The 19,793-nt window shown below is 62.2% G+C and carries 21 protein-coding genes, 1 rRNA gene and 1 pseudogene; 13 read left to right on the forward strand and 10 right to left on the reverse strand.

Annotated elements, in window-relative coordinates; genetic code table 11:
• Positions 1 to 114 (forward strand): 5S ribosomal RNA (rrf, locus tag LJ655_RS05590).
• Positions 115 to 240: 126 nt separating this feature from the next.
• On the opposite strand, the gene LJ655_RS05595 is transcribed toward rrf, so the two are convergent.
• Both LJ655_RS05595 and LJ655_RS05600 read right to left on the reverse strand, forming a co-directional pair.
• On the reverse strand, positions 241 to 1,191 hold the full coding sequence (locus LJ655_RS05595) for a dTDP-4-dehydrorhamnose reductase family protein (protein WP_230560277.1): 951 nt from the start codon (positions 1,189 to 1,191) through the stop codon (positions 241 to 243).
• 11 nt (positions 1,192 to 1,202) lie between these two features.
• Positions 1,203 to 1,406, reverse strand: coding sequence for a heavy-metal-associated domain-containing protein (locus tag LJ655_RS05600; protein ID WP_230560278.1), 204 nt, complete (start codon positions 1,404 to 1,406; stop codon positions 1,203 to 1,205).
• A 135-nt stretch (positions 1,407 to 1,541) separates the two neighbouring features.
• Between LJ655_RS05600 and cueR the strand changes: the two genes are divergently transcribed.
• The 4 genes and pseudogenes from cueR to LJ655_RS05620 all read left to right on the forward strand — a co-directional run.
• Positions 1,542 to 1,964, forward strand: coding sequence for a Cu(I)-responsive transcriptional regulator (cueR, locus tag LJ655_RS05605; protein WP_230560279.1), 423 nt, complete (start codon positions 1,542 to 1,544; stop codon positions 1,962 to 1,964).
• Positions 1,965 to 2,255: 291 nt separating this feature from the next.
• A complete protein-coding gene (locus LJ655_RS05610) occupies positions 2,256 to 2,402 on the forward strand; it encodes a DUF3563 family protein (protein ID WP_230560280.1) in 147 nt (48 codons plus the stop codon).
• Positions 2,403 to 2,689: 287 nt separating this feature from the next.
• Positions 2,690 to 2,992, forward strand: coding sequence for a hypothetical protein (locus LJ655_RS05615; RefSeq protein WP_230560281.1), 303 nt, complete (start codon positions 2,690 to 2,692; stop codon positions 2,990 to 2,992).
• Positions 2,993 to 3,157: 165 nt separating this feature from the next.
• A pseudogene (locus LJ655_RS05620) lies at positions 3,158 to 3,326 on the forward strand (ABC transporter substrate-binding protein); the annotation flags it as partial.
• 31 nt (positions 3,327 to 3,357) lie between these two features.
• On the opposite strand, the gene LJ655_RS05625 reads toward LJ655_RS05620, so the two are convergent.
• Together LJ655_RS05625 and LJ655_RS05630 are read right to left on the reverse strand one after the other, a co-directional pair.
• A complete protein-coding gene (locus LJ655_RS05625) occupies positions 3,358 to 4,203 on the reverse strand; it encodes a 23S rRNA (adenine(2030)-N(6))-methyltransferase RlmJ (protein ID WP_230560282.1) in 846 nt (281 codons plus the stop codon).
• 116 nt (positions 4,204 to 4,319) lie between these two features.
• On the reverse strand, positions 4,320 to 5,291 hold the full coding sequence (locus tag LJ655_RS05630; protein WP_230560283.1) for a potassium channel beta subunit family protein: 972 nt from the start codon (positions 5,289 to 5,291) through the stop codon (positions 4,320 to 4,322).
• A 235-nt stretch (positions 5,292 to 5,526) separates the two neighbouring features.
• Here LJ655_RS05630 and LJ655_RS05635 point away from each other — a divergent pair, with 235 nt between their 5' ends.
• Both LJ655_RS05635 and LJ655_RS05640 read left to right on the forward strand, forming a co-directional pair.
• Positions 5,527 to 6,324, forward strand: a complete 798-nt coding sequence (locus LJ655_RS05635; RefSeq protein ID WP_230560284.1) for a 3-hydroxybutyrate dehydrogenase — start codon at positions 5,527 to 5,529, stop codon at positions 6,322 to 6,324.
• Between the two features lie 9 nt (positions 6,325 to 6,333).
• Complete coding sequence (locus LJ655_RS05640; RefSeq protein WP_230560285.1) at positions 6,334 to 7,566, forward strand: DUF3734 domain-containing protein; 1,233 nt, start codon at positions 6,334 to 6,336, stop codon at positions 7,564 to 7,566.
• Positions 7,567 to 7,720: 154 nt separating this feature from the next.
• Here LJ655_RS05640 and LJ655_RS05645 read toward each other — a convergent pair whose 3' ends face one another.
• A complete protein-coding gene (locus LJ655_RS05645) occupies positions 7,721 to 8,920 on the reverse strand; it encodes an amino acid aminotransferase (protein WP_230560286.1) in 1,200 nt (399 codons plus the stop codon).
• 383 nt (positions 8,921 to 9,303) lie between these two features.
• On the opposite strand from LJ655_RS05645, the gene uvrB reads away from it, so the two are divergent.
• From uvrB to LJ655_RS05670, 5 genes are all read left to right on the forward strand, one after another.
• Complete coding sequence (gene uvrB / locus LJ655_RS05650) at positions 9,304 to 11,397, forward strand: excinuclease ABC subunit UvrB (RefSeq protein WP_230560287.1); 2,094 nt, start codon at positions 9,304 to 9,306, stop codon at positions 11,395 to 11,397.
• A 343-nt stretch (positions 11,398 to 11,740) separates the two neighbouring features.
• Complete coding sequence (locus LJ655_RS05655) at positions 11,741 to 12,289, forward strand: iron transporter (protein ID WP_230560288.1); 549 nt, start codon at positions 11,741 to 11,743, stop codon at positions 12,287 to 12,289.
• A gap of 112 nt (positions 12,290 to 12,401) precedes the next feature.
• Entirely contained in the window at positions 12,402 to 12,734 is a 333-nt protein-coding gene (locus LJ655_RS05660; protein WP_230560289.1) for a cupredoxin domain-containing protein, read from the forward strand.
• Between the two features lie 84 nt (positions 12,735 to 12,818).
• Positions 12,819 to 13,664, forward strand: coding sequence for an FTR1 family iron permease (locus tag LJ655_RS05665; RefSeq protein WP_230560290.1), 846 nt, complete (start codon positions 12,819 to 12,821; stop codon positions 13,662 to 13,664).
• Complete coding sequence (locus LJ655_RS05670) at positions 13,661 to 15,070, forward strand: 4Fe-4S binding protein (RefSeq protein WP_230560291.1); 1,410 nt, start codon at positions 13,661 to 13,663, stop codon at positions 15,068 to 15,070. Before LJ655_RS05665 ends, LJ655_RS05670 begins: the two co-directional genes overlap by 4 nt.
• 253 nt (positions 15,071 to 15,323) lie before the next feature.
• Here the strand turns inward: LJ655_RS05670 and hemP are convergent, their stop codons facing one another.
• From hemP to LJ655_RS05690, 4 genes are all read right to left on the reverse strand, one after another.
• Positions 15,324 to 15,584: a hemin uptake protein HemP gene (gene hemP / locus LJ655_RS05675; protein WP_230560292.1), complete on the reverse strand. Its 261-nt coding sequence runs from the start codon at positions 15,582 to 15,584 to the stop codon at positions 15,324 to 15,326.
• 179 nt (positions 15,585 to 15,763) lie between these two features.
• Entirely contained in the window at positions 15,764 to 16,246 is a 483-nt protein-coding gene (locus LJ655_RS05680; RefSeq protein ID WP_230560293.1) for an SRPBCC family protein, read from the reverse strand.
• Positions 16,247 to 16,320: 74 nt separating this feature from the next.
• A complete protein-coding gene (locus LJ655_RS05685; protein WP_230560294.1) occupies positions 16,321 to 16,719 on the reverse strand; it encodes an OsmC family protein in 399 nt (132 codons plus the stop codon).
• A gap of 210 nt (positions 16,720 to 16,929) precedes the next feature.
• Positions 16,930 to 17,808, reverse strand: coding sequence for a pirin family protein (locus LJ655_RS05690; RefSeq protein ID WP_230560295.1), 879 nt, complete (start codon positions 17,806 to 17,808; stop codon positions 16,930 to 16,932).
• A gap of 122 nt (positions 17,809 to 17,930) precedes the next feature.
• Between LJ655_RS05690 and LJ655_RS05695 the strand changes: the two genes are divergently transcribed.
• Entirely contained in the window at positions 17,931 to 18,941 is a 1,011-nt protein-coding gene (locus LJ655_RS05695; protein WP_230560296.1) for a LysR family transcriptional regulator, read from the forward strand.
• A gap of 426 nt (positions 18,942 to 19,367) precedes the next feature.
• On the opposite strand, the gene LJ655_RS05700 is transcribed toward LJ655_RS05695, so the two are convergent.
• Positions 19,368 to 19,787 carry an ExbD/TolR family protein gene (locus tag LJ655_RS05700; protein WP_230560297.1) on the reverse strand — a complete coding sequence of 140 codons (420 nt, stop codon included), beginning with the start codon at positions 19,785 to 19,787 and terminating at the stop codon, positions 19,368 to 19,370.
• Positions 19,788 to 19,793: the final 6 nt, after the last annotated feature.

Below are 19,793 nucleotides of genomic sequence, written 5' to 3' on the forward strand. Positions count from 1 at the left end.
CCTGATGACCATAGCGAGTCGGTCCCACCCCTTCCCATCCCGAACAGGACCGTGAAACGACTCCACGCCGATGATAGTGCGGATTGCCCGTGTGAAAGTAGGTAATCGTCAGGCTCCTTACCCCAGACAGAAACCCCACCCAGCGCGGTGGGGTTTCTGCGTTTACGCACTGTCAATGCACGCCTGAAAAATCCGGCACTCAGCGGCGGTTTTTCTCTTATCTAGGCCATTGCTTCGCCATCACCCTCGTGGACGTGAGCTGTCGGAACCAACTGGACTCGCGGACCCGCGCCACGGAAGCTTCGCCAGCACCTGACCGATCGCAACGTCGAACGGCGTGCGTCGGCCAATTCCAAGCGCCTCCAGGCGGCTTGACGTCAGATGGCAGTTGTGCGGCCGCCGCGTCGAGTCTGTGGGGGCGCGCTGCGGCGTCAGATGCGCATTGAGTTGTAGCGCCGCCGCAAGGCGCACGGCGATCTCGTACTTGTTCATCGGTTCATTGCCCGACCATTGAACGATGCCCGAGATCGTTTCGCCGCGCCCGTGCCGCTCGAGCATCTGCCGAATCACGACCGCGACATCGGGCGTGAACGTGGGATAGCGGATCGCCCAAGCGTCCATCGTGGCAGTCTGGCCGTCCGGCGCGGCCGAAGCCGCGATCGCCGGCACCAGGCTAGTCACGGCCGACTCCGACCAGTTGACGATCGGCCCATACAGCAGAGGCAGTCGTAGCACGCATCCGAGGTCAGCCGTTTCGATTAGCGCTCGCTCGCCTTCGAGCTTGCTCTGGCCGTACGCGTTGAGCGGCCGAGGTGTGCTGTCGTGTCGATAGGGCGGGCGCGTGCCGTCGAATACATAGTCGGTCGAGATCGATAGCGTCCAGGCGCCGTTTCGGTTCGCCGCCCTGGCGATCGTTCGTACGGCATCGACATTTAGCGCGCGTGCAAGCGCTGGATCGCGCTCGCATACATCGGGCCGGCGCTCTGCCGCAGCAATCACGACGGCGTCTGGCGCCACGTGCTCGATGAAACGCTCGACCGCAAAGCTATCGCGAACGTCCAACGCGACCAACTGCAGCGATGGCCGGCTGAATGCGGTGGTGACGATCTGCCAGCCAACCTGGCGTGCAAGTTCTTCGTTGAGCGCTCGGCCCAGCAGCCCGGAACCACCAATCACCGCAACCTTGAACATGATTGGCGCCCTCAGCGCATAGACGTGACCGTGTATCCGGCTTCGTCGATTGCGTGCTTCAGCGCATCGACCGTTTGTGTCGAGTCCACGACGACGCGGCCGGTCGCGAGATCCACTTGAACCTGGGCGGCGGCGTCATGCTCGCGAATCGCGCTCGTAACGGCGCCAACACAGTGCTGGCAGCTCATGCCTTCTACATGGAGTTCGATTGTCATTGGGGAGCTCGGCGGGAATCAGATTGGGGATAGTCGAATTATGCCTGCCGATCCGCATTTGGTGATGCTGACCTTCCGTCCATGGGAAAGAGTAGGATCGGCTCGAGTTCGGCCAAGATCAGGAAGGAAACAGTCATGAACATTGGTGAAGCGGCCCGCGCGTCGGGCGTTACGGCGAAGATGATCCGCTACTATGAAAGTGTCGGCCTGTTGGCAGCGAAGGCGCGTACGAGCGCCGGTTATCGCGTGTATGGCCCGCAGGAAGTGCATTCGCTGCGTTTTATTCGCCAGGCGCGACGGCTCGGATTTCTAGTCGAGGATATCCGGCGACTGCTGGCGCTATGGCACGACCGCTCGCGTGCAAGCGCGGAAGTGAAGCGGATCGCGCTCGAACATGTCGCCGAACTCGATCGCCGCATTGCCGAGCTGACCGATATGCGCGACACCCTCGCGCATCTGGCCGATCATTGCCACGGCGACGACCGGCCCGAATGTCCCATCATCGAGCGCCTCGCCGATACGGATCTGGTCTCGGGACAAGGTTGCCATCCCCTTTAACGGTTCGGTTCCGCAAGAGGTGCAACCTATAACTTGATATTCCTTGACACGCGCGTACTGGCACCTAGATTGTGCATAGAGAGCAGCGAAGCAATCACGATCGCGGGAAGATCGCCAGAAATCGGATAAGATGACGTGATCGATGCACCGATACGGTGCGTCATTCCAGGAGGGAATGCCCCTCATGCCAGGATTTCAATGTCAAGGTTGGACGCTTTGGTTATAATGCGGGTTAACCCTTATGAGGGAAATCCCTGACGTCCTGTCACGGGGATTCGGTGGAGAACATTAATGTTTGCGTACTTCCTTGAAAAGCTGAGCACCTGGTTCGAAACCGCGGAACGTAGCCGCCGCGAAGCGTATCTGGCATCGTCCTCGGATATCGTCCAACTCGAGCAGCGCATCCGTTCGCTCGAAACCAACGGCTTCTCTCTATAAGTCCACGTTTCGAGAGTGACGCGGCGTCGCGAGCAGTCGCGCTGCCATCGCAGTACCAATGTCGGGCCCCGTAAAAGCGGGGCTTTGTTATATCTGAACACCCAAAATTGCGCTCCTGCAGGTATTTTTTCGGGTGGTCGGCACCAGAACGCTTGTCATGCCGAGTATCGACTAGCTTCGAAACGCAGGCCGCGGTAAGGTAGGGCGTTTTTCGCGCAAGACGGCATTCATAATCTATCGGGCCGCCCATGTCCTCCGTCCGTTCGCTCCAAACACTCCGGTCTGTGATGACCATTGCCGCCGTGGCGACGCTCTGCGTCGCGTCGGACGCATTCGCAGTCTCCGATAACGACCGCCGGCCAGTGATTCTCGATACGCTAGGCGGCGTCAATAATGGCCAGAGCGGCACGGTGCTGCTGAATTCGCCGGCTGACCCACAGCCGCTCGTCGGCGCCCCACCGATCTCGGCACCGGTCGAGCTGCCGCAGGAATCGTCGCCGCCGTTCGTGGTCGCGCCCTATATCCAATTGCCGCCGGGTGGCGGCGTACCGCAGGGGTCGACACCTCGACCAGTCCCGCTTCCGCAATGACGTAGCAACGGCACGAAAGATCGCCGGCGACGCTTCTACCCCGGCCGTTTCTGTTCCGTCTTGCTGTTTGTGATTTTCGCGGGCGCGACGGCGCTCGAAACGGCAGTGGGTGGTAGCGCCGAGATCGGCGCTGGCGCCTTCGAGCACCCCATGTTTATGGGGGACAACGTGCGCAACGCGTATTCGCCCGATGGACTAATGCGGACGGACAGGCAGGCGACGGTCGCTGCGCGCGTTGTCGCCGTTCGATAGCCGCCTCGATTCGAAGAAAGTCGATCCGAGCGGGACCGATACGGACGAATTCGCGAGCAAGGCGGTCGCACAGTTCAAGTGAGCGCAAGCCGCTCACGCGCCAATCGTCGCATTCAATTGCCGCGAAACTCGAGCTTGAACGTCGCGGCCTTGTCCTCGCCGAGCACCTTGACGAGCCATGGCATCTGGTCCTTCAGCATCTTGGCGAGCGTATACGGTGGATTCAGCATGAACATGCCGCTGCCGAACAGTCCATAGCCGTCCTCCGGAGGATTGCTGACGGTCAGACTGACGTGCAGCCAGTTGTCTTTCTGCAGTTGTTTTAGCTGATCGGGGAAGCGCTGCGACTCGGGACGCTTAACCTGCGGATACCAGACCGCGTACGTGCCGGTCGGAAACCGCTTCAGGCTTTCCTCGACACAGCGCAACGTGCGCCCGTAATCGCGCTTGTCTTCATACGAAGGATCGAGCAGGATCAGCGCGCGACGCGGCGCCGGCGGCAGCAGCGCGAGAATGCCGTCGAAGCCGTCGCCCGCGTACAGCATCGCGCGACGACCCGCGTCGCGGAAATTGTGTCGCAGCACATCGATTTCGGTGCTGTGCAGCTCGAACAGTCGCATGCGATCCTGCGCACGCAATTGCCGCCACGCGAGATACGGCGAGCCGGGATAGAAATGCAGCTGGCCATCGGCATTGAGCGCGCTGACTTCGTCGACGTAGTCGGCGAACAGCGGCGGCAGATCGTTTCGGCCCCACAGTTTCGCAATGCCCGTCTCGAACTCGCCGGTCTTTGTCGCGTAGCCGTCCTGCAGCGAGTAGACGCCGGCGCCCGCGTGCGTGTCGATATACCAGTAGGCCTTGTCCTTCTGGCCAAGGTAGCGCAGAAGCTGCAACACGACGGCGTGTTTCAGAACGTCGGCGTGATTGCCGGCATGAAAGGCGTGGCGGTAGCTGAGCATGATGAGAAGACACTGAAAGAGCGCAGGCTGGCCCGAAGGAGCCGGTGGCGCGGCTGCGTATTGTACGCGACCGCGCGTGCCTGATTATCCACTCAGTGCGTGGTGCGGCGCGCCGATTACTCGTGCGCGTCGCCGACGATTTCTTCGATCCGCTGTTTGATTTCCGGCGTGATGCGCTCGGCCACCTCGGCGGACTTCATGTTTTCGCCGATCTGTTCGACCCGCGACGCACCGGTGATCACCGTGCTGACATGCGGATTCTTCAGAATCCACGCGATGGCAAGCTGACCGACCGTACAGCTGAGTTCATCGGCAACCGTGCCGAGCCGGCCGACCACGTTGTTTCTCGTCGGATCGGTCAGCTGCTGACGCAGCCAGTCATAGCCCTGCAACTGCGCGCGACTGTCGGCGGGTACGCCGTCGCGATATTTGCCGGTGAGCAGACCCGACGCGAGCGGACTCCACGTCGTCAGGCCCAGGCCGATATCCTCGTAGAGCCGCTTGTATTCCTGTTCGACGCGTTTGCGGTGAAACAGGTTGTATTGCGGTTGCTCCATGACCGGCTTGTGAAGATGATGCCGCTCGGCGATTTCATAAGCCGCGCGAATCTCGTCGGCGCTCCATTCCGACGTGCCCCAGTACAGCGCCTTGCCGCGCGCGATCATGTCGCTCATCGCCCAGACCGTCTCCTCGATCGGCGTGTTCGGGTCGGGACGATGACAGAACACGAGATCGACATAGTCGAGTTGCAGGCGCTTCAGCGATCCGTCGATCGCGTTCATCAGGTACTTGCGGTTCAACGTGTGGTACTGGTTCGGCGCCTCGGTGAGCCCCCAGAAAAATTTTGTCGATACGATGTAGCTCACACGCGGCCAGGCGAGTTCCTTCAATGCATGGCCCATGATCTCCTCGGATTTGCCGCCCGCGTAAACCTCGGCATTGTCGAAGAAATTGACGCCCGCGTCGCGCGCCGCGGCAAGCGATTCCCGCGCGGCGCGATGATCCACCTGGTTGCCGTACGTGACCCACGAGCCGATGGACAATTCGCTCACTTGCAGGCCGGAGCGACCCAGACGTCGATAATTCATGCATGTCTCCTGGTTGGTGATGCCACGGGAACAGAGCCCGAGTTCGGTCCGAAAGGCATCAGTTTAAAGAGATAAGGATCGGTGTGCGTTTTACCTATGTCGTTCACAGGGTTCATGCACAATAGCAAAACCGGCCGCCGCGCTGCATCCGCCGAACGGTGTATGCCGTTTGGCCGACTTCAAACCGGGCGCGGTCTTGTGGTCTCATTGCTCATCAACTGCATGGAGGTTCCAGATGTCGTCTCTGAGCACGAATCTGAACGGCAAGGTCGCCGTCGTCACGGGCGCCGCGAGCGGCATCGGCAAGCAGATCGCGTTGACTCTTTCTGCGGCGGGTGCAGCGGTCGCGATCGCCGATCTGAACCAGGACGGTGCGAACGCCGTGGCTGAAGAAATCAGAAAGGGCGGCGGCAAGGCAATCGGCGTGGCAATGGACGTGACAAGCGAAGACGCCGTCAACCAGGGTATCGACAAAGTCGCCGAGGAATTCGGCTCGATCGACATTCTCGTTTCCAACGCCGGTATCCAGATCGTCAATCCGATTGAAAACTATTCGTTCTCGGACTGGAGAAAGATGCAGGCCATTCACGTGGACGGCGCGTTCCTGACCACCAAGGCGGCGCTCAAGCACATGTACAAGGACAATCGCGGCGGCGTCGTGATCTACATGGGCTCGGTCCACTCGCATCTCGCCTCGCCGCTGAAGTCCGCCTACGTGACCGCGAAGCACGCGCTGCTGGGCCTCTCGCGCGTGCTCGCCAAGGAAGGTGCTGCGCACAACGTACGTTCGCACGTCGTGTGCCCGGGCTTCGTGCGCACGCCACTCGTCGACAAGCAGATCCCCGAGCAGGCGAAGGAACTCGGCATCAGCGAAGAGGAAGTGATCAAGCGCGTGATGCTTGGCGGCACCGTCGACGGGATCTTTACGACGGTCGAAGACGTCGCGCAGACCGTGCTGTTCCTGTCGGCCTTCCCGACGGCGGCGCTGACCGGCCAGTCGTTCGTGGTGAGCCACGGCTGGTACATGCACTAGGGAGAGCCCATGGCGCAACGCAATCTGAAGCGGGCGCGCGCGGGCGTGTCCGGCGACGGAGAGGGCGCGGGTTCAGCGTCCGCCGCTCGTCCGCATCGGCATCTCCGGTTGCCCAACTACGAAACCGTCGCGCTGATGCTGCAAGGCGGTGGCGCGCTAGGCGCTTATCAGGCCGGCGTCTTTCAGGGACTTTACGAAGCCGGCATTGAACCGAACTGGATCGCGGGCATTTCGATCGGCGCGCTGAATACGGCGATCATTGCGGGCAATCCGCCGGAAAAGCGCGTCGAGCGTCTGCTGCAGTTCTGGGAAACGATCTGCGAGCCGGCGTTCGGGCCGCCGTTGCCGGCTCCGATCGAGCACGTGCTGTTCAATTCGAGCGAAGCGGTGCGTAAGGCATTTACGGCAGCGCAGGCGATGGGCGCCATCGTCGAAGGCCAAAAGGGCTTTTTCGTGCCGCGTTTCCCGCCGCCGCTGCCCACTGTCTCCGGTCCGCCACAACTGGCGAGCTACTACGACACCACGCCGCTGAAGGCGACGCTCGAGACGCTGTGTGATTTCGAGCGGATCAATTTGGGAGAAATACGCGTGTCGGTGGGGGCGGTGAATTGCGGCACGGGTAATTTCGCGTACTTCGACAATACGCACACCACGCTCAGGCCCGAGCATTTCATGGCGTCAGGCGCGTTGCCGCCGGGCTTCGCCGCTGTCGAGATCGACGGCCAGTTCTACTGGGACGGCGGACTGATGTCGAATACGCCGCTCTACGAGGTGCTCCAGTCCACGCCGCGCCGCGACACGCTCGCGTTTCAGGTCGATCTATGGAGTGCAATCGGGCCCGTGCCGGACAACATCACCGACGTACAGGGGCGCATGAAGGACATTCAGTATTCTAGCCGCACGCGTTTCGTGACCGACATGCTGCAGCGCTCGCAGCGGTTTCGTCACGTGCTGCGCGAGGTGCTGGATCGCGTGCCCGTCGAGCGGCGCGACGATCCCTGGTGTGAGCTGGCCGAGGAGCTGTCGTGTTCAAAGCGCTACAACGTGATACACCTGATCTACCGGCACAAGGAATACGAAGGACACTACAAGGACTTTCAGTTCGGTCTGTCCACGATGCGTGAGCATTGGCGAAGTGGTCTCGAAGACATACGCCGTTCGCTCGAGCACCCCGACTGGCTCGAGATGCCCGATAACGATGCCGGGTTCGTCACGCACGACATTCATCGAGACTCGCGCTGACCTGCCGCTGATAGAGCCGGCGTTGCGCCGGCAAGGTCAAACTGTCAGGAAATAAAAAACGGCGCCTATTTCGGAAAAGGGCGCCGTTTCTACAAGCGGTGGCAGCGGCGAACCATCTGCATCGGCGCGGTAAAACTCCGCGCCGCGAATCGCCTTACTTCAGCACGTGAGCAATCGCGTTCGCGACCACGTCCAGGTTGCGCGTATTGAGCGCAGCCACGCAGATGCGGCCAGTGCTGACCGCATAGATGCCGAACTCTTCGCGCAGGCGGTCCACTTGCGCTGCCGTTAGGCCCGAGTACGAGAACATGCCGCGCTGTGCGTTCACGAAGCTGAAGTCGCGATCAACGCCGCTTGCCTTCAGACGCTCGACGAGACCATTGCGCATTGCACGGATGCGGTCCCGCATTTCACCCAGTTCGCTTTCCCACGTCGCACGCAGTTCGGGGGACGCGAGCACCGCCGCGACCACCGAGCCGCCGTGCGTCGGCGGGTTGGAGTAGTTCGTGCGGATCACGCGCTTCAGTTGCGACAGCACGCGTGCGGCTTCGTCCTTGCTCGCAGTGATGATCGACAGCGCGCCGACGCGTTCGCCATACAGCGAGAACGACTTCGAGAACGACGACGAGACGAACACGTTCAGTTCCTGCGCCGCAAATAGACGCACCGCTGCGGCGTCCGATTCGATGTTATCGCCGAAGCCCTGGTAGGCGATATCGAGGAACGGCACGAGATTGCGTGCCTTGACGACCTCGACGACCTGCTTCCACTGCTCGACGCTCAGATCGACGCCGGTAGGATTGTGACAGCAAGCATGCAGCACGACGATGGTGCCGGCCGCGTAGCTGTTCAGCGCGCTCAACATGCCGTCGAAGTTCACGCCGTGCGTCTGCGCGTCGTAGTACGGATATGACTCGACGACGAAGCCCGCGCCTTCGAACAGCGCGCGGTGGTTTTCCCAGCTCGGGTCGCTGATCGCGACCTTGCTGTCCGGGTTGACACGCTTCAGGAAGTCCGCGCCGATCTTCAGCGCGCCCGTGCCGCCCAGCGCCTGCGCCGTGACGACGCGGCCGGCCGCGATCAGGGGCGAGTCGTTGCCGAGCAGCAGCTTTTGCACAGCGGCGTCGTAAGCGGCGATACCTTCGATCGGCAGATACCCGCGCGGCAGTGCGGCTTCGACGCGGGCCTTCTCGGCATCGCGCACGGCGCGCAGCAGCGGAATCTTGCCTTCTTCATTGAAGTACACGCCAACGCCGAGGTTGACCTTGGTGGCGCGCGTATCGGCGTTGAAGGCTTCGTTCAGGCCCAGAATCGGGTCGCGGGGAGCAAGTTCGACGGCGGAGAACAGAGACATGATGGGTGGGCAGCAGTAGTGAAAAGAGGGCGGCTCGCGCGCGGCGGTCCGGTCTGCGGACAGCGGCGAGCGAACGCGACTTCGCATTGTAACGAATCCGGGCGCGTTTTTCGGGCCACGAGACAGGCAACGGGCGATTTATTGCTTGAAAAACAGGCACTGCGGGGTCATGTGGCAATGAGGGATTTCGAGCGTGCGCGGCTGTGGCGCAGGCGCAAACGGACGAGATGTGTGTCGCATCAATCGCGCCGCGCATGCTCCCGCAAAGGGTCACAACGCGTCGTGGCCCCAGCGCGCGGCGATACCTTACGCAACCCCGCTCGATCTTCGCTTTTCGCAACCCGTTAGAATGATCCTTTGCCCAAGGCCCGGTGCCGCCCCTCATGTCCGAACACCATCTGACTGAAGCCGACCAGACGCTCGACGAATCCAGGTTCGTTACGTTCAAAGGTTCGCCGTTCAAACTCTACCAGCCATATCCGCCTGCCGGCGACCAGCCCACGGCCATCGACACGCTCGTCGAAGGGATCGAGGACGGGCTCGCATTTCAGACGCTGCTCGGCGTGACTGGGTCCGGCAAGACCTTCACGATGGCCAATACCATCGCGCGGGTCGGCCGCCCGGCGATCGTGTTCGCGCCGAACAAGACGCTCGCCGCGCAACTGTATTCGGAGTTCCGCGAGTTCTTCCCGCGCAACGCGGTCGAGTACTTCGTCTCGTACTACGACTACTACCAGCCGGAGGCGTACGTACCGCAGCGCGACCTGTTCATCGAGAAAGACTCGTCGATCAACGAGCATATCGAACAGATGCGACTGTCGGCGACCAAGAGCCTGATGGAGCGTCGCGACGTGGTGATCGTCGCGACGGTGTCGGCGATATACGGTATCGGCAACCCGTCCGAATACCACCAGATGATTCTTACGTTGCGCACGGGCGACCGGCTCGGCCAGCGCGACGTCATCGCGCGCTTGATCGCGATGCAGTACAGCCGCAACGAAGCCGACTTTCAGCGCGGCTCGTTCCGCGTGCGCGGCGACACAATCGATATTTTCCCGGCCGAACATGCCGAAATGGCGGTGCGCGTCGAGCTGTTCGACGACGAAGTCGAAACGCTGCAGCTATTCGATCCGCTCACCGGCCGCGTGCGGCAGAAAATCCCGCGCTTTACCGTGTATCCGTCGTCGCATTACGTGACGCCACGCGACACCGTGCTGCGCGCGGTCGAAACCATCAAGGCCGAACTGCGCGACCGGCTCGAGTTCTTCTACAGCGAAGGCAAGCTCGTCGAGGCGCAGCGGCTCGAGCAGCGCACCCGCTTCGACCTCGAAATGCTGCAGGAGCTGGGATTCTGCAAGGGCATCGAGAACTATTCACGGCACTTTTCGGGCGCGGCGCCGGGCGAGCCGCCGCCGACGCTAGTCGATTACCTGCCGCCCGACGCGATCATGATGCTCGACGAATCGCACGTTCTGATCGGCCAGCTGAACGGCATGTACAACGGCGACCGCGCGCGCAAGGAAAACCTCGTCGGCTATGGCTTCCGGTTACCGTCGGCGCTCGACAACCGGCCGCTCAAGTTCAACGAGTTCGAGCGCAAGATGCGCCAGGTCGTGTTCGTCTCCGCGACGCCGGCCGATTATGAGAAGAAGAACTCGGGACAGGTCGCCGAACAGCTGGTGCGCCCGACCGGCCTCGTCGACCCCGAAATCGAAGTGCGGCCGGCTCGCACTCAGGTCGACGACGTGCTCGGCGAGATCAACGAGCGCATCAAGGCCGGCGACCGCGTGCTGGTCACGACGCTGACCAAGCGGATGGCTGAGCAGCTCACCGAGTTTCTGGCCGACCACGGCATCAAGGTGCGCTATCTGCACAGCGACATCGACACGGTCGAGCGTGTCGAGATCATCCGCGATCTGCGTCTGGGCGCGTTCGACGTGCTGGTCGGGATCAACCTGCTGCGGGAGGGGCTCGATATTCCGGAGGTGTCGCTCGTCGCTATTCTCGACGCGGACAAGGAGGGTTTCCTGCGCGCCGAGCGTTCACTGATCCAGACCATCGGCCGGGCGGCGCGTAACGTGAACGGCAAGGCGATCCTGTACGCGGACAACATCACCGATTCGATGCGCCGTGCGATCGACGAAACCGAGCGGCGCCGCACGAAGCAGATCGCGTTCAACGCGGCCCACGGGATCACGCCGCGTGGCGTGGTCAAGCGGATTCGCGACATCATCGACGGCGTCTACAACGTCGACGAAGCGCGTGCCGAGTTGAAGGAGCAGCAGGTCCGCGCGAAGTTCGAGGACATGTCCGAGAAGCAGCTCGCCAAAGAGATCAAGCGCCTCGAAAAGCAGATGATGGAGCACGCGAAGAATCTCGAATTCGAGAAGGCCGCGCAGACTCGCGACCAGCTCGCGCTGCTGCGTCAGCGCGTGTTCGGCGCGAACGTCGGCGACCATGTGTCGGGCGTCGAGTGACGGACGCGTTTCTCCTCTGCGTTTGTCCACCATCAAAAGCGCGCGGACATTGGCCGCGCCTGCTCACCGCCGCCGGCGCTTGAGCTCCCGCTCGAACCGGCTGCGCGGCCGCCATGGCCGCGAATCGTACCGTCCCTGTTTCACCGAGCGCAGACCACTTTTCTTGAGCGGGCCTTAAGACCCTGACGGCATAGGCCGGGCGTGTCGGCAGATTTGTTCTCCCCAGCGATCGATGATAAACTCAACCAATATTGAGAATGGTTCGCATTTAAATTCACATCTGGTTTGCGAGCGCTCTGTTCCAGTGAAATCGATTCCCGTCAGATAAAAACAAGGAGTTTCAATGCGGATGTCTTCCTTTGTGCGGGGCGGTGCGGCAGCGGTAGCCGCTGTCGCGGCGCTGTGCGCCTCGGCCGCCGAATATCCGATCGGCAAGCAGCAGATCCAGGGCGGCATGGAAATCGGCGCGGTCTATCTGCAGCCGATCGCGATGGAACCCGAAGGCATGATGCGCAAGGCGTCGGAGTCGGACATCCACCTCGAGTCCGATATCCACGCGGTCAAGAACAATCCGACCGGTTTCGCTGAAGGCGACTGGATGCCGTATCTGCAGGTGCACTACGAACTGACGAAGACCGGCTCGAACCAGCCGGTCAAGGGCGACCTGATGCCGATGGTCGCGAACGACGGTCCGCACTACGGCGACAACGTGAAGCTGCAAGGCCCGGGCAAGTACCACCTGAAGCTGATCGTCGAACCGCCGATGCAGACGGGCCACATGGCGTTCGGCCGCCACGTCGACAAGGAAACCGGCGTGGGTCCGTGGTTCAAGCCGATCACACTCGAATATGACTTCACCTTCGCCGGCATCGGCAAGAAGGGCGGTTACTGATCGGCGCGTGGTGCCAGTGCAGTCAATAACCCTATCAGTGAATGCAGCAGACGGCGCGCGCACGCTCGGGATCACACCCGGCGCCGGCGCGTCGCATTTTCCGGAAAGCTCAATGGGAATCAACCGAAAGATCGCGATGCTCGCCGCCACGCTTAGCCTGGCGGCCACGGCTCATGCGGCCGACCTGCCGACTTTCAAGCTCGAAATGAACGACGGCAAGCTGAACCCGGCTCGCATCGAAGTGCCGGCGGGCCAGCGTATCAAGATCGAAGTGCGTAACACCGGCAAGGGCGCGGCCGAATTCGAAAGCGTGCAGTTGCGCAAAGAGAAGGTATTGGCGCCGGGCGCTGATTCGTTCGTCGTGATCGCCCCGCTCGCGCCGGGCGAATACAAGTTTTTCGACGATTTCCACCAGCAGGCGCAAGGCGTGATCGTCGCGAAGTAAGCATTGGTCTCGGTCGAACGCAAGCGTCGTCTTTCGTGCGAGGCAATGCAGGCGGGTAGTCGAAGGATCGAAGGGAGAACTTGAATGGGTCAGATTCTGTTCATCGTGTGGCGGGAAAGTGTCGAGGCGCTGCTGGTCGTCGGCATCCTGTACGCGTGGTTGAAAAACGGCGACGATGACGCGCGCCGCGGCTTGCCGTATCTGTGGGGCGGCGTGGCGGCCGGCGTGATCGCGGCGGTGGCGCTCGGCGCGGCGCTGATCGGCTTCACGGAGGTGCTCTCCGGCGACGCGCAGGATTACTTCCAGACCGCGATGGTGCTCATTGCCTGTGTGCTGATCGTGCAGATGGTGCTGTGGATGAAGCAGCACGGCCGCACGCTGAAGCGCGACATGGAACGCTCGCTGCAGAAGAGCCAACGCGATTCGAACTGGTGGGGCGTCGCGGTTCTGGTCGCACTGGCGATTGCGCGCGAAGGCAGCGAAACGGTGATCTTCCTGTACGGCCTCGGCTTCGGACAGTCGGGTCATGTCGACGGCGGTCAGACGCTGGCGGTGGTGATCGGTCTCGCGCTCGCGTTCCTGACCTTCTACGTGTTGCAACTCGGCGGCAAGGTCATCTCGTGGCGGCTCTTTTTCCGCGTCACGGAAATCATGCTGCTGTTCCTCGGCGCGGGCCTGTTCCAGACCGGCGTCGACAAGCTGATCGACAAGGAAGTCCTCCCGACTCTCGTCGGCCAGGTGTGGAATTCGTCGGCGATTCTCGACGATTCGAGCACGTTTGGGTCGCTCGTCGCAACGCTGACCGGCTACCGCGCGCATCCGGCGCTGATGAATCTGATTGCCTACGGCGTCTACTGGGCGGTCGTTTATCTGCTGCTGCGCCGTGCCAATCGCAAGCCCGCGCGGCAGGCGGCAGGGCGCGCGGCATGAGCACCGTGACGGCTCTCCGGCCGGGTCGTCTCGCGGCAGCCGGCCAGTGGATGCAGCGCCACGGCGCGGTCATTCGCGGGATCCAGTGGACCGTGGTCGCCGTGTACGCGTTTCTGATCATCGTGCCCGCGCTGATGCCGCTGCCGGACGACACCGCGCATCTTTGGAACAACCTGACGCTCGCGGCGCAGTTCGTTTTCTGGGGCATCTGGTGGCCGTTCGTGCTGCTGTCGATGGTGATGCTCGGACGCGTCTGGTGCGGCGTGCTCTGCCCGGAAGGCGCGCTCGCCGAATTCGCGAGCAAATTCGGCCGCGGCCGCGCGATTCCTCGCTGGATGCGCTGGGGCGGCTGGCCGTTCGTCGCGTTCGGCATCACGACGATCTACGGGCAGATGGTGAGCGTCTATCAGTATCCCAAGGCGGTGCTGCTCGTGCTCGGTGGCTCGACGTTGGCGGCGATCGTGATCGGTCTGCTATACGGACGCGAGAAGCGCGTCTGGTGCAAATACCTGTGCCCCGTCAACGGGGTTTTTTCGCTTCTGTCCCGGCTCGCGCCGTTTCACTACAAGGTCGACGAAGACGCGTGGCGTCGCTCGTACAAAAACGGGGAGCATGGGCATCGCGTGATTCCGATCAACTGCGCGCCGCTCGTGCCGTTGCGCAACATGAAGGGCGCGGCCGAGTGCCATATGTGCGGCCGCTGCAGCGGACACCGCGACGCGATCGCGCTGACATGGCGCAAGCCGTCGACGGAAGTCGTGCAGTTGGGCGACCAGAAGGCGAACCCCTGGGACACCGCGCTGATCCTCTATGGCCTGCTCGGCATCGCGATCGGCGCGTTCCACTGGACCGCGTCGCGCTGGTTCATCGACCTGAAAATGTTCGTCGCGACGTGGCTCGTCGATCGCGACATCACGTGGCCGCTCGACACCAACGCCCCGTGGTTCCTGTTCACGCATTACCCCGACCAGAACGACGTGTTCTCGTGGCTCGACGGCTCGCTGCTGATCGGCTATATCCTCGCGACGGCGCTTGTTTACGGCACCGCGCTGCTGCTGTTGCTGGCCGGCGCGACGCGAATGCTTGGCCGTTTTGACGCAACCCGACTGCATCATCTGACGCAGGGGTTGATTCCGATCGCGGGCGCGGGCGTGTTCCTCGGTTTGTCGGCGACGACGCTGTCGCTGCTGCGCGCGGAGCACGTGTCGCTGTGGTGGGCGTCCGATCTGCGCGTCGCGATTCTCGTGATTGCGAGTGCGTGGAGCGCCTGGCTCGCGTGGCTCGTCACGCGCCGCTATAGCGAGCGCTTCGCGCCGCGCGCGCTGGCCATGTTGTGGTTCGTTGCGGCGCTGGCGGTCGTCAATAGCGCGTGGTGGCTGATGTTCTGGGGTTGGGCGTCGAAATGATGCGTTAGCCCGGGTGTTGCGCGAACCCGGACTTGCGCACAAGCAGAAAAGCCGTGGGATGTTGCTATCCCACGGCTTTTTCATTTTCAACGAATGAGAACCAAAAAAGCGGCCTGGCTGGCTGTGACGGCTGGCATGGTGTCTGCACGAAGGGGTCTAGTTCTCGCGTGCAAGCCGTCTTGGCTGGCTAATGCCCAACACCTCTCTGGGAGGTGGTCCCCACAATACCTGTTACTGACTCCAAGTTGCCTCGCTACTTCGTCAGGATCAGCTTGCCGAGGCGCGTCGCACGCAATTGGTACGTCTCGCCGTTATGCACGATGCTGACGTGACTCTGGCCTTGCAGCAGTGCATCGCTGCGCACGACCCGTTCTGGTGTCTCGCCTGGACCGGTGGCGCGCTTGGCGGCCGGTTTCGCCGCGGGCGCAACCATCGTCGACGCTTTCGGGCGGCTGGTCAGCGCGGCCGCCGAGCGGCGCAGGCTGAGCGTGGAGGAGCGAGTCATATCGGTCATTCGTTTTAGCTTGTTCGTCGATTCGGTGAGCTGATTCTAAATGATAACCATTCCTATTTACAAGGTCCAAAAATCGATCGGATTCGACTGGTGATAGGTGGGCAAAAGAACGGCAGGACGATTTCAGGGAGCATCCTGGACATGCCCCCAAGACGCGGGCAGAGCGCCCGCGCGGAAGGTCAGTGCAAAGGCCCCGGTTGCTGTTTGCCCGCGACGTACTGGCGGATCAGTCGAACCGTGTCGATATCATTCTCGCGATACGCGGACTTGACGATCTCCTGCGTCTGCACGGCATCCTGATCGGTCGAGACGGGCAGCGTGGTCGCGTATTCGAAGCGCAGGAACAGTTGCAGTTCGTCGGGCTGCTCGATCGTCATCGTGAGCGAGCCGCCGACGTACTCGGCGGTCGGCAGGATGTCGTAGCGCACGCTCTGACTTGCCTGCAGCGTAACGCGATCACGCACGGTGGCCTGGCCGTAGTGCAGTTCGCGCTCGAGCACATTGCCGTCGCGCGACAGGATCGTGCAGCTGTCGAGACCCATCACGAACAGCTGAGGTTGCTCGGCGCGCAGCACGAGCCCTTCCCATAACTGTTCGCGAGTCATCGATTCGACGAAAGGATTCAACGGATCGTTGATCTGAATGAGGTGTTCGAAATTCAAGACGACTGCGTCCTATGAAAATGTTGCAATACCCGTAGCCCGATCGGCCGAAGTCAGCTCGCCCTATGTTCGCGCTATGCGACGGCGAGCGCGGAGCGGATCGAGACCGTGCGCGTGAGGATCTTGTGCACCGGGCACGCGTTGGCAATTTGCAAAAGCCGTTCCCGCTGCTCGTCGGTCAACTCGCCGTCGAGCACGATCTGACGGTCGATCGTCGAGCCCGCGTCGCCGGTTTCCATCGACAGTTTGACGCGTACGCTCGCGAGCAGCCAGCCCTTGCGCTGCGCGTACATCTTCAGCGTAATCGACGTGCATGCCCCCAGGCTCGACAGCAGAAGCGAGACCGGTGTCGGACCACGATCGCCGCCGCCGAGAGATTCAGGTTCGTCGGCAAGCCAGGTGTGCTTGCCGTCGTCGAACATCACCTGAAAATTCGTCGAACCGATGTGGGCGTTGACGGTGGGTTCTGCCATGCGCGCTCCTGTGCGGGATGAAGTAGCGTCGCGCCGCGGCCCGTGGCAATCAACGCGCGCCGCGCGACATGAGTCGTTATTGTGAACGAATTTACCGGCGTTCGCGCCCCGAGGCGGGCGGTTTGCTGCGCGTAACAAGCGGGCGGCGCGTTTTGGCTCGCGTCGACGGGCATGAATGACGCACCGTGCTCGGTTGGCTTTCTGTGCCGGTCAGTGCGTGATCGCGCCCATCCGGCCCGCCTGATAGTCGATCACCGCCTGGCGGATCTCGTCCTCGGTATTCATCACGAATGGGCCATACCGCACCACCGGCTCCTTCAGCGGCAGTCCACCGAGCAGAAGCACTTCGAGCGGTTCGTCGCCGGCCGTAAGCGTCACCGCGTCGCCGTCGTTGGCGAACACGACCATCGTGCGTGCGTCGATGTCAGCGCGCGCGTCGCCTTCGCCGTACACCCCTTTGCCGGACAGTCCATACGCGAACACGCGATAGTCGGCTGGAACCGGCTGGCGGATCGTTGCGCCCGGCTGCAGCGAGAAATGCTGATACAGGATCGGCGTGCGCGTTTCGATCACGGCCTTGACTCCGAGCGCTTCGCCAGCGATCACTTTCACGCGCACCTTGCCGTCGTCGGACGTTGCCACTGGAATGCGCGTCGACGGAATCTCCTGATAACGCGGCGCGATCATCTTGTCGCAACGCGGCAGATTTACCCATAGCTGCAAGCCATGCACGCGGCCGCCGGTCCGCACGAATTCCGGGTCCGGCATTTCGCTATGCACGACGCCCGCGCCCGCGGTCATCCATTGCACATCACCGGCGCGCAGCGTGCCGGAATGACCCGCCGAGTCCTTGTGGCCGAACTGGCCCTCGAGCGCATAAGTGACCGTCTCGAAGCCGCGATGCGGATGATCGGGCGCGCCCTTGGCCTCGCCCGGCGCATAGTCGACCGGCCCCATTTCGTCGAGCAGCAGGAACGGATCGAAGTCCATCAGCAGACGCGTCGGAAACGGCCGATGGACGATAAAACCGCCGCCCTCCACCGTGCGCAGCGACGGGAACGTACGTTCAATCGTGCGTGACGTACTCATCAATATCACCTCGAAAAATGGGGAATGGCGTCATTTTTGAAACATGGAGCTATTATAGGGACCGTTTTTCACGGTGCCAGCCGCCCGGCAGCAATGGATTGTTCTGTTAATGGAACGACGAGATGAAGATCGATTCACATAATCTGAACGACCTGATGTACTTTTCACAGGTCGTCGAACATGGCGGATTTTCCGCCGCCGAGCGAGTGCTGGGCATCTCGAAGTCACGGCTATCCCGTCGGCTCACGGAGCTGGAGGCGTCGCTGGGCGTGCGCCTGTTGCAGCGTTCCACGCGCAAGCTCGCGCTGACCGAAGCGGGGCAGCTGTTCTACCAGCACTGTCAGGCGATGCTCAGCGAGGCTCAGGCGGCGGTCAACGTCGTGCAGCAGCTGCGCTCGTCGCCGCGCGGCACGGTGCGCGTGAGTGTGCCGGTCACGATCTCGCAGACGATTCTGTCGACCATCCTGCCGGAGTTCATGCACCGCTATCCGGAGGTGCGCGTCGTGATGCGCGTGACGAATCGCGTGGTCGATCTGTTCGAGGACTCGATCGACGTTGCGCTGCGGGTGCGTTCCGATCCGCCGGAAAACGCGAACATCGTCGTGCGGCCGTTGTGGCGCACCGAGCAGATGCTGGTCGGCGCACCGAGCCTGCTGCAGCAGAATGCGCCGCCGCTGACGCCGGCCGACCTGAACCGCTTCGAAACACTCGACGTGCCGACGAGCGACGGCCGCCACGTGTACAACCTGATCTCGCCCGATGGCACGCGCCATATTCACGAGCACGAGCCGCGCCTCGTGACCGCCGATCTGATGACGATCCGCGAGGCGGTGCTCGCCGGCGTCGGTATCGCCGCATTGCCGGAGATGATGTATGGGGCCGCATTGCGGGCGGGGCAGTTGTCGCCGGTGATGCCGGGCTGGAGTTTCCCGACGCCGCAGTTGTACGCGGTGTTCGTATCGCGGCAGGGCATGGTGCCGGCTGTGCGCGCCTTCGTCGATTATCTGGTCGAGATGCTCGATCCGGACGAGGGCAAGCACATCATGGGCGAGTGTCCGGCGCCCGGCAAAAATACGGTGTCGCAGACATCGGTGGCAGAGACTTCCGCCGTTGCGCCGACGTTGGTCTCCTAGCACGCCTGGCGGAAATTTGAGGGGCACAGGGTGCGCCGGTGGCCGCTATCGCGCGGCGCAAATCGCTTTTAGCATTTAAGCGCGGCCTGTCATCATTACTTTCAATGGCAGTTTGCTTGAATGCACGCGCATGCGGGCCTATATTGAAATCCCTTTCGCTAAGGAGTCTCTTATGCGAAAACTCATGGCCGCTATCATAGCGGGCCTGATAGGGCTGACCGCGCTGTCCGTGTCGACCACGGCCGTCGCATGCGGTGATAGGAGCTATCAGTCTTCGGCCGATGGCAAATGATCCCGCCGCCCGAAGGCGCCGAGCGCGCACAAGAAAAGGCCTTCATCCGATGATGAAGGCCTTTTGCTTTTTGGCCCCTGTTTCAAGGGGTTTTCGCGTGGACACGCATTGCGCTGCGCGTGTCACTTCACCGGTTACTTCGCTTTCGGCTGCGTGACGAAGCCGATCTTCGTCAGTCCGCCAGCCTGCGCGGCCGACATCACCTGCGCGACCTTCTCGTAAGGCACCTTGCGGTCCGCATCGAGGTGCAGTTCCGGCTGCGGGCTCGCCTGCGCGGCCGCGGCGATCTTCGCGGCGAGCGCCGCGTCGTCGACTTGCGTGGCGTCCCACTGCACGTTGCCGTCGGCGTCGATCGACACCGTCACCTGCGCGGGCTTCGGGTCTTCCTTCTGACTGCTCGCATGCGGCAGATCGATCTTGACCGCGTGACGGATTGCCGGAATCGTCACCATGAAGACGATCAGCAGAACCAGCATGACGTCGACGAGCGGCGTCATGTTGATCTCGCTCATCAGGCCGTCGTCATCGTCTGCGGCGAAAGGGCTCATTGCCATTGGAAT

The organism is Paraburkholderia translucens (assembly GCF_020881035.1).
In the GTDB taxonomy this organism is placed as follows: domain Bacteria; phylum Pseudomonadota; class Gammaproteobacteria; order Burkholderiales; family Burkholderiaceae; genus Paraburkholderia; species Paraburkholderia translucens.

Excerpts from the sequence above, each read along its gene's own strand:
- LJ655_RS05595 (WP_230560277.1), bottom strand. The coding sequence starts at position 1,191 with ATGTTCAAGGTTGCGGTGATTGGTGGTTCCGGGCTGCTGGGCCGAGCG.
- LJ655_RS05600 (WP_230560278.1), bottom strand. The coding sequence starts at position 1,406 with ATGACAATCGAACTCCATGTAGAAGGCATGAGCTGCCAGCACTGTGTT.
- cueR (WP_230560279.1), top strand. The coding sequence starts at position 1,542 with ATGAACATTGGTGAAGCGGCCCGCGCGTCGGGCGTTACGGCGAAGATG.
- LJ655_RS05610 (WP_230560280.1), top strand. The coding sequence starts at position 2,256 with ATGTTTGCGTACTTCCTTGAAAAGCTGAGCACCTGGTTCGAAACCGCG.
- LJ655_RS05615 (WP_230560281.1), top strand. The coding sequence starts at position 2,690 with ATGACCATTGCCGCCGTGGCGACGCTCTGCGTCGCGTCGGACGCATTC.
- LJ655_RS05625 (WP_230560282.1), bottom strand. The coding sequence starts at position 4,203 with ATGCTCAGCTACCGCCACGCCTTTCATGCCGGCAATCACGCCGACGTT.
- LJ655_RS05630 (WP_230560283.1), bottom strand. The coding sequence starts at position 5,291 with ATGAATTATCGACGTCTGGGTCGCTCCGGCCTGCAAGTGAGCGAATTG.
- LJ655_RS05635 (WP_230560284.1), top strand. The coding sequence starts at position 5,527 with ATGTCGTCTCTGAGCACGAATCTGAACGGCAAGGTCGCCGTCGTCACG.
- LJ655_RS05640 (WP_230560285.1), top strand. The coding sequence starts at position 6,334 with ATGGCGCAACGCAATCTGAAGCGGGCGCGCGCGGGCGTGTCCGGCGAC.
- LJ655_RS05645 (WP_230560286.1), bottom strand. The coding sequence starts at position 8,920 with ATGTCTCTGTTCTCCGCCGTCGAACTTGCTCCCCGCGACCCGATTCTG.
- uvrB (WP_230560287.1), top strand. The coding sequence starts at position 9,304 with ATGTCCGAACACCATCTGACTGAAGCCGACCAGACGCTCGACGAATCC.
- LJ655_RS05655 (WP_230560288.1), top strand. The coding sequence starts at position 11,741 with ATGCGGATGTCTTCCTTTGTGCGGGGCGGTGCGGCAGCGGTAGCCGCT.
- LJ655_RS05660 (WP_230560289.1), top strand. The coding sequence starts at position 12,402 with ATGGGAATCAACCGAAAGATCGCGATGCTCGCCGCCACGCTTAGCCTG.
- LJ655_RS05665 (WP_230560290.1), top strand. The coding sequence starts at position 12,819 with ATGGGTCAGATTCTGTTCATCGTGTGGCGGGAAAGTGTCGAGGCGCTG.
- LJ655_RS05670 (WP_230560291.1), top strand. The coding sequence starts at position 13,661 with ATGAGCACCGTGACGGCTCTCCGGCCGGGTCGTCTCGCGGCAGCCGGC.
- hemP (WP_230560292.1), bottom strand. The coding sequence starts at position 15,584 with ATGACCGATATGACTCGCTCCTCCACGCTCAGCCTGCGCCGCTCGGCG.
- LJ655_RS05685 (WP_230560294.1), bottom strand. The coding sequence starts at position 16,719 with ATGGCAGAACCCACCGTCAACGCCCACATCGGTTCGACGAATTTTCAG.
- LJ655_RS05690 (WP_230560295.1), bottom strand. The coding sequence starts at position 17,808 with ATGAGTACGTCACGCACGATTGAACGTACGTTCCCGTCGCTGCGCACG.
- LJ655_RS05695 (WP_230560296.1), top strand. The coding sequence starts at position 17,931 with ATGAAGATCGATTCACATAATCTGAACGACCTGATGTACTTTTCACAG.
- LJ655_RS05700 (WP_230560297.1), bottom strand. The coding sequence starts at position 19,787 with ATGGCAATGAGCCCTTTCGCCGCAGACGATGACGACGGCCTGATGAGC.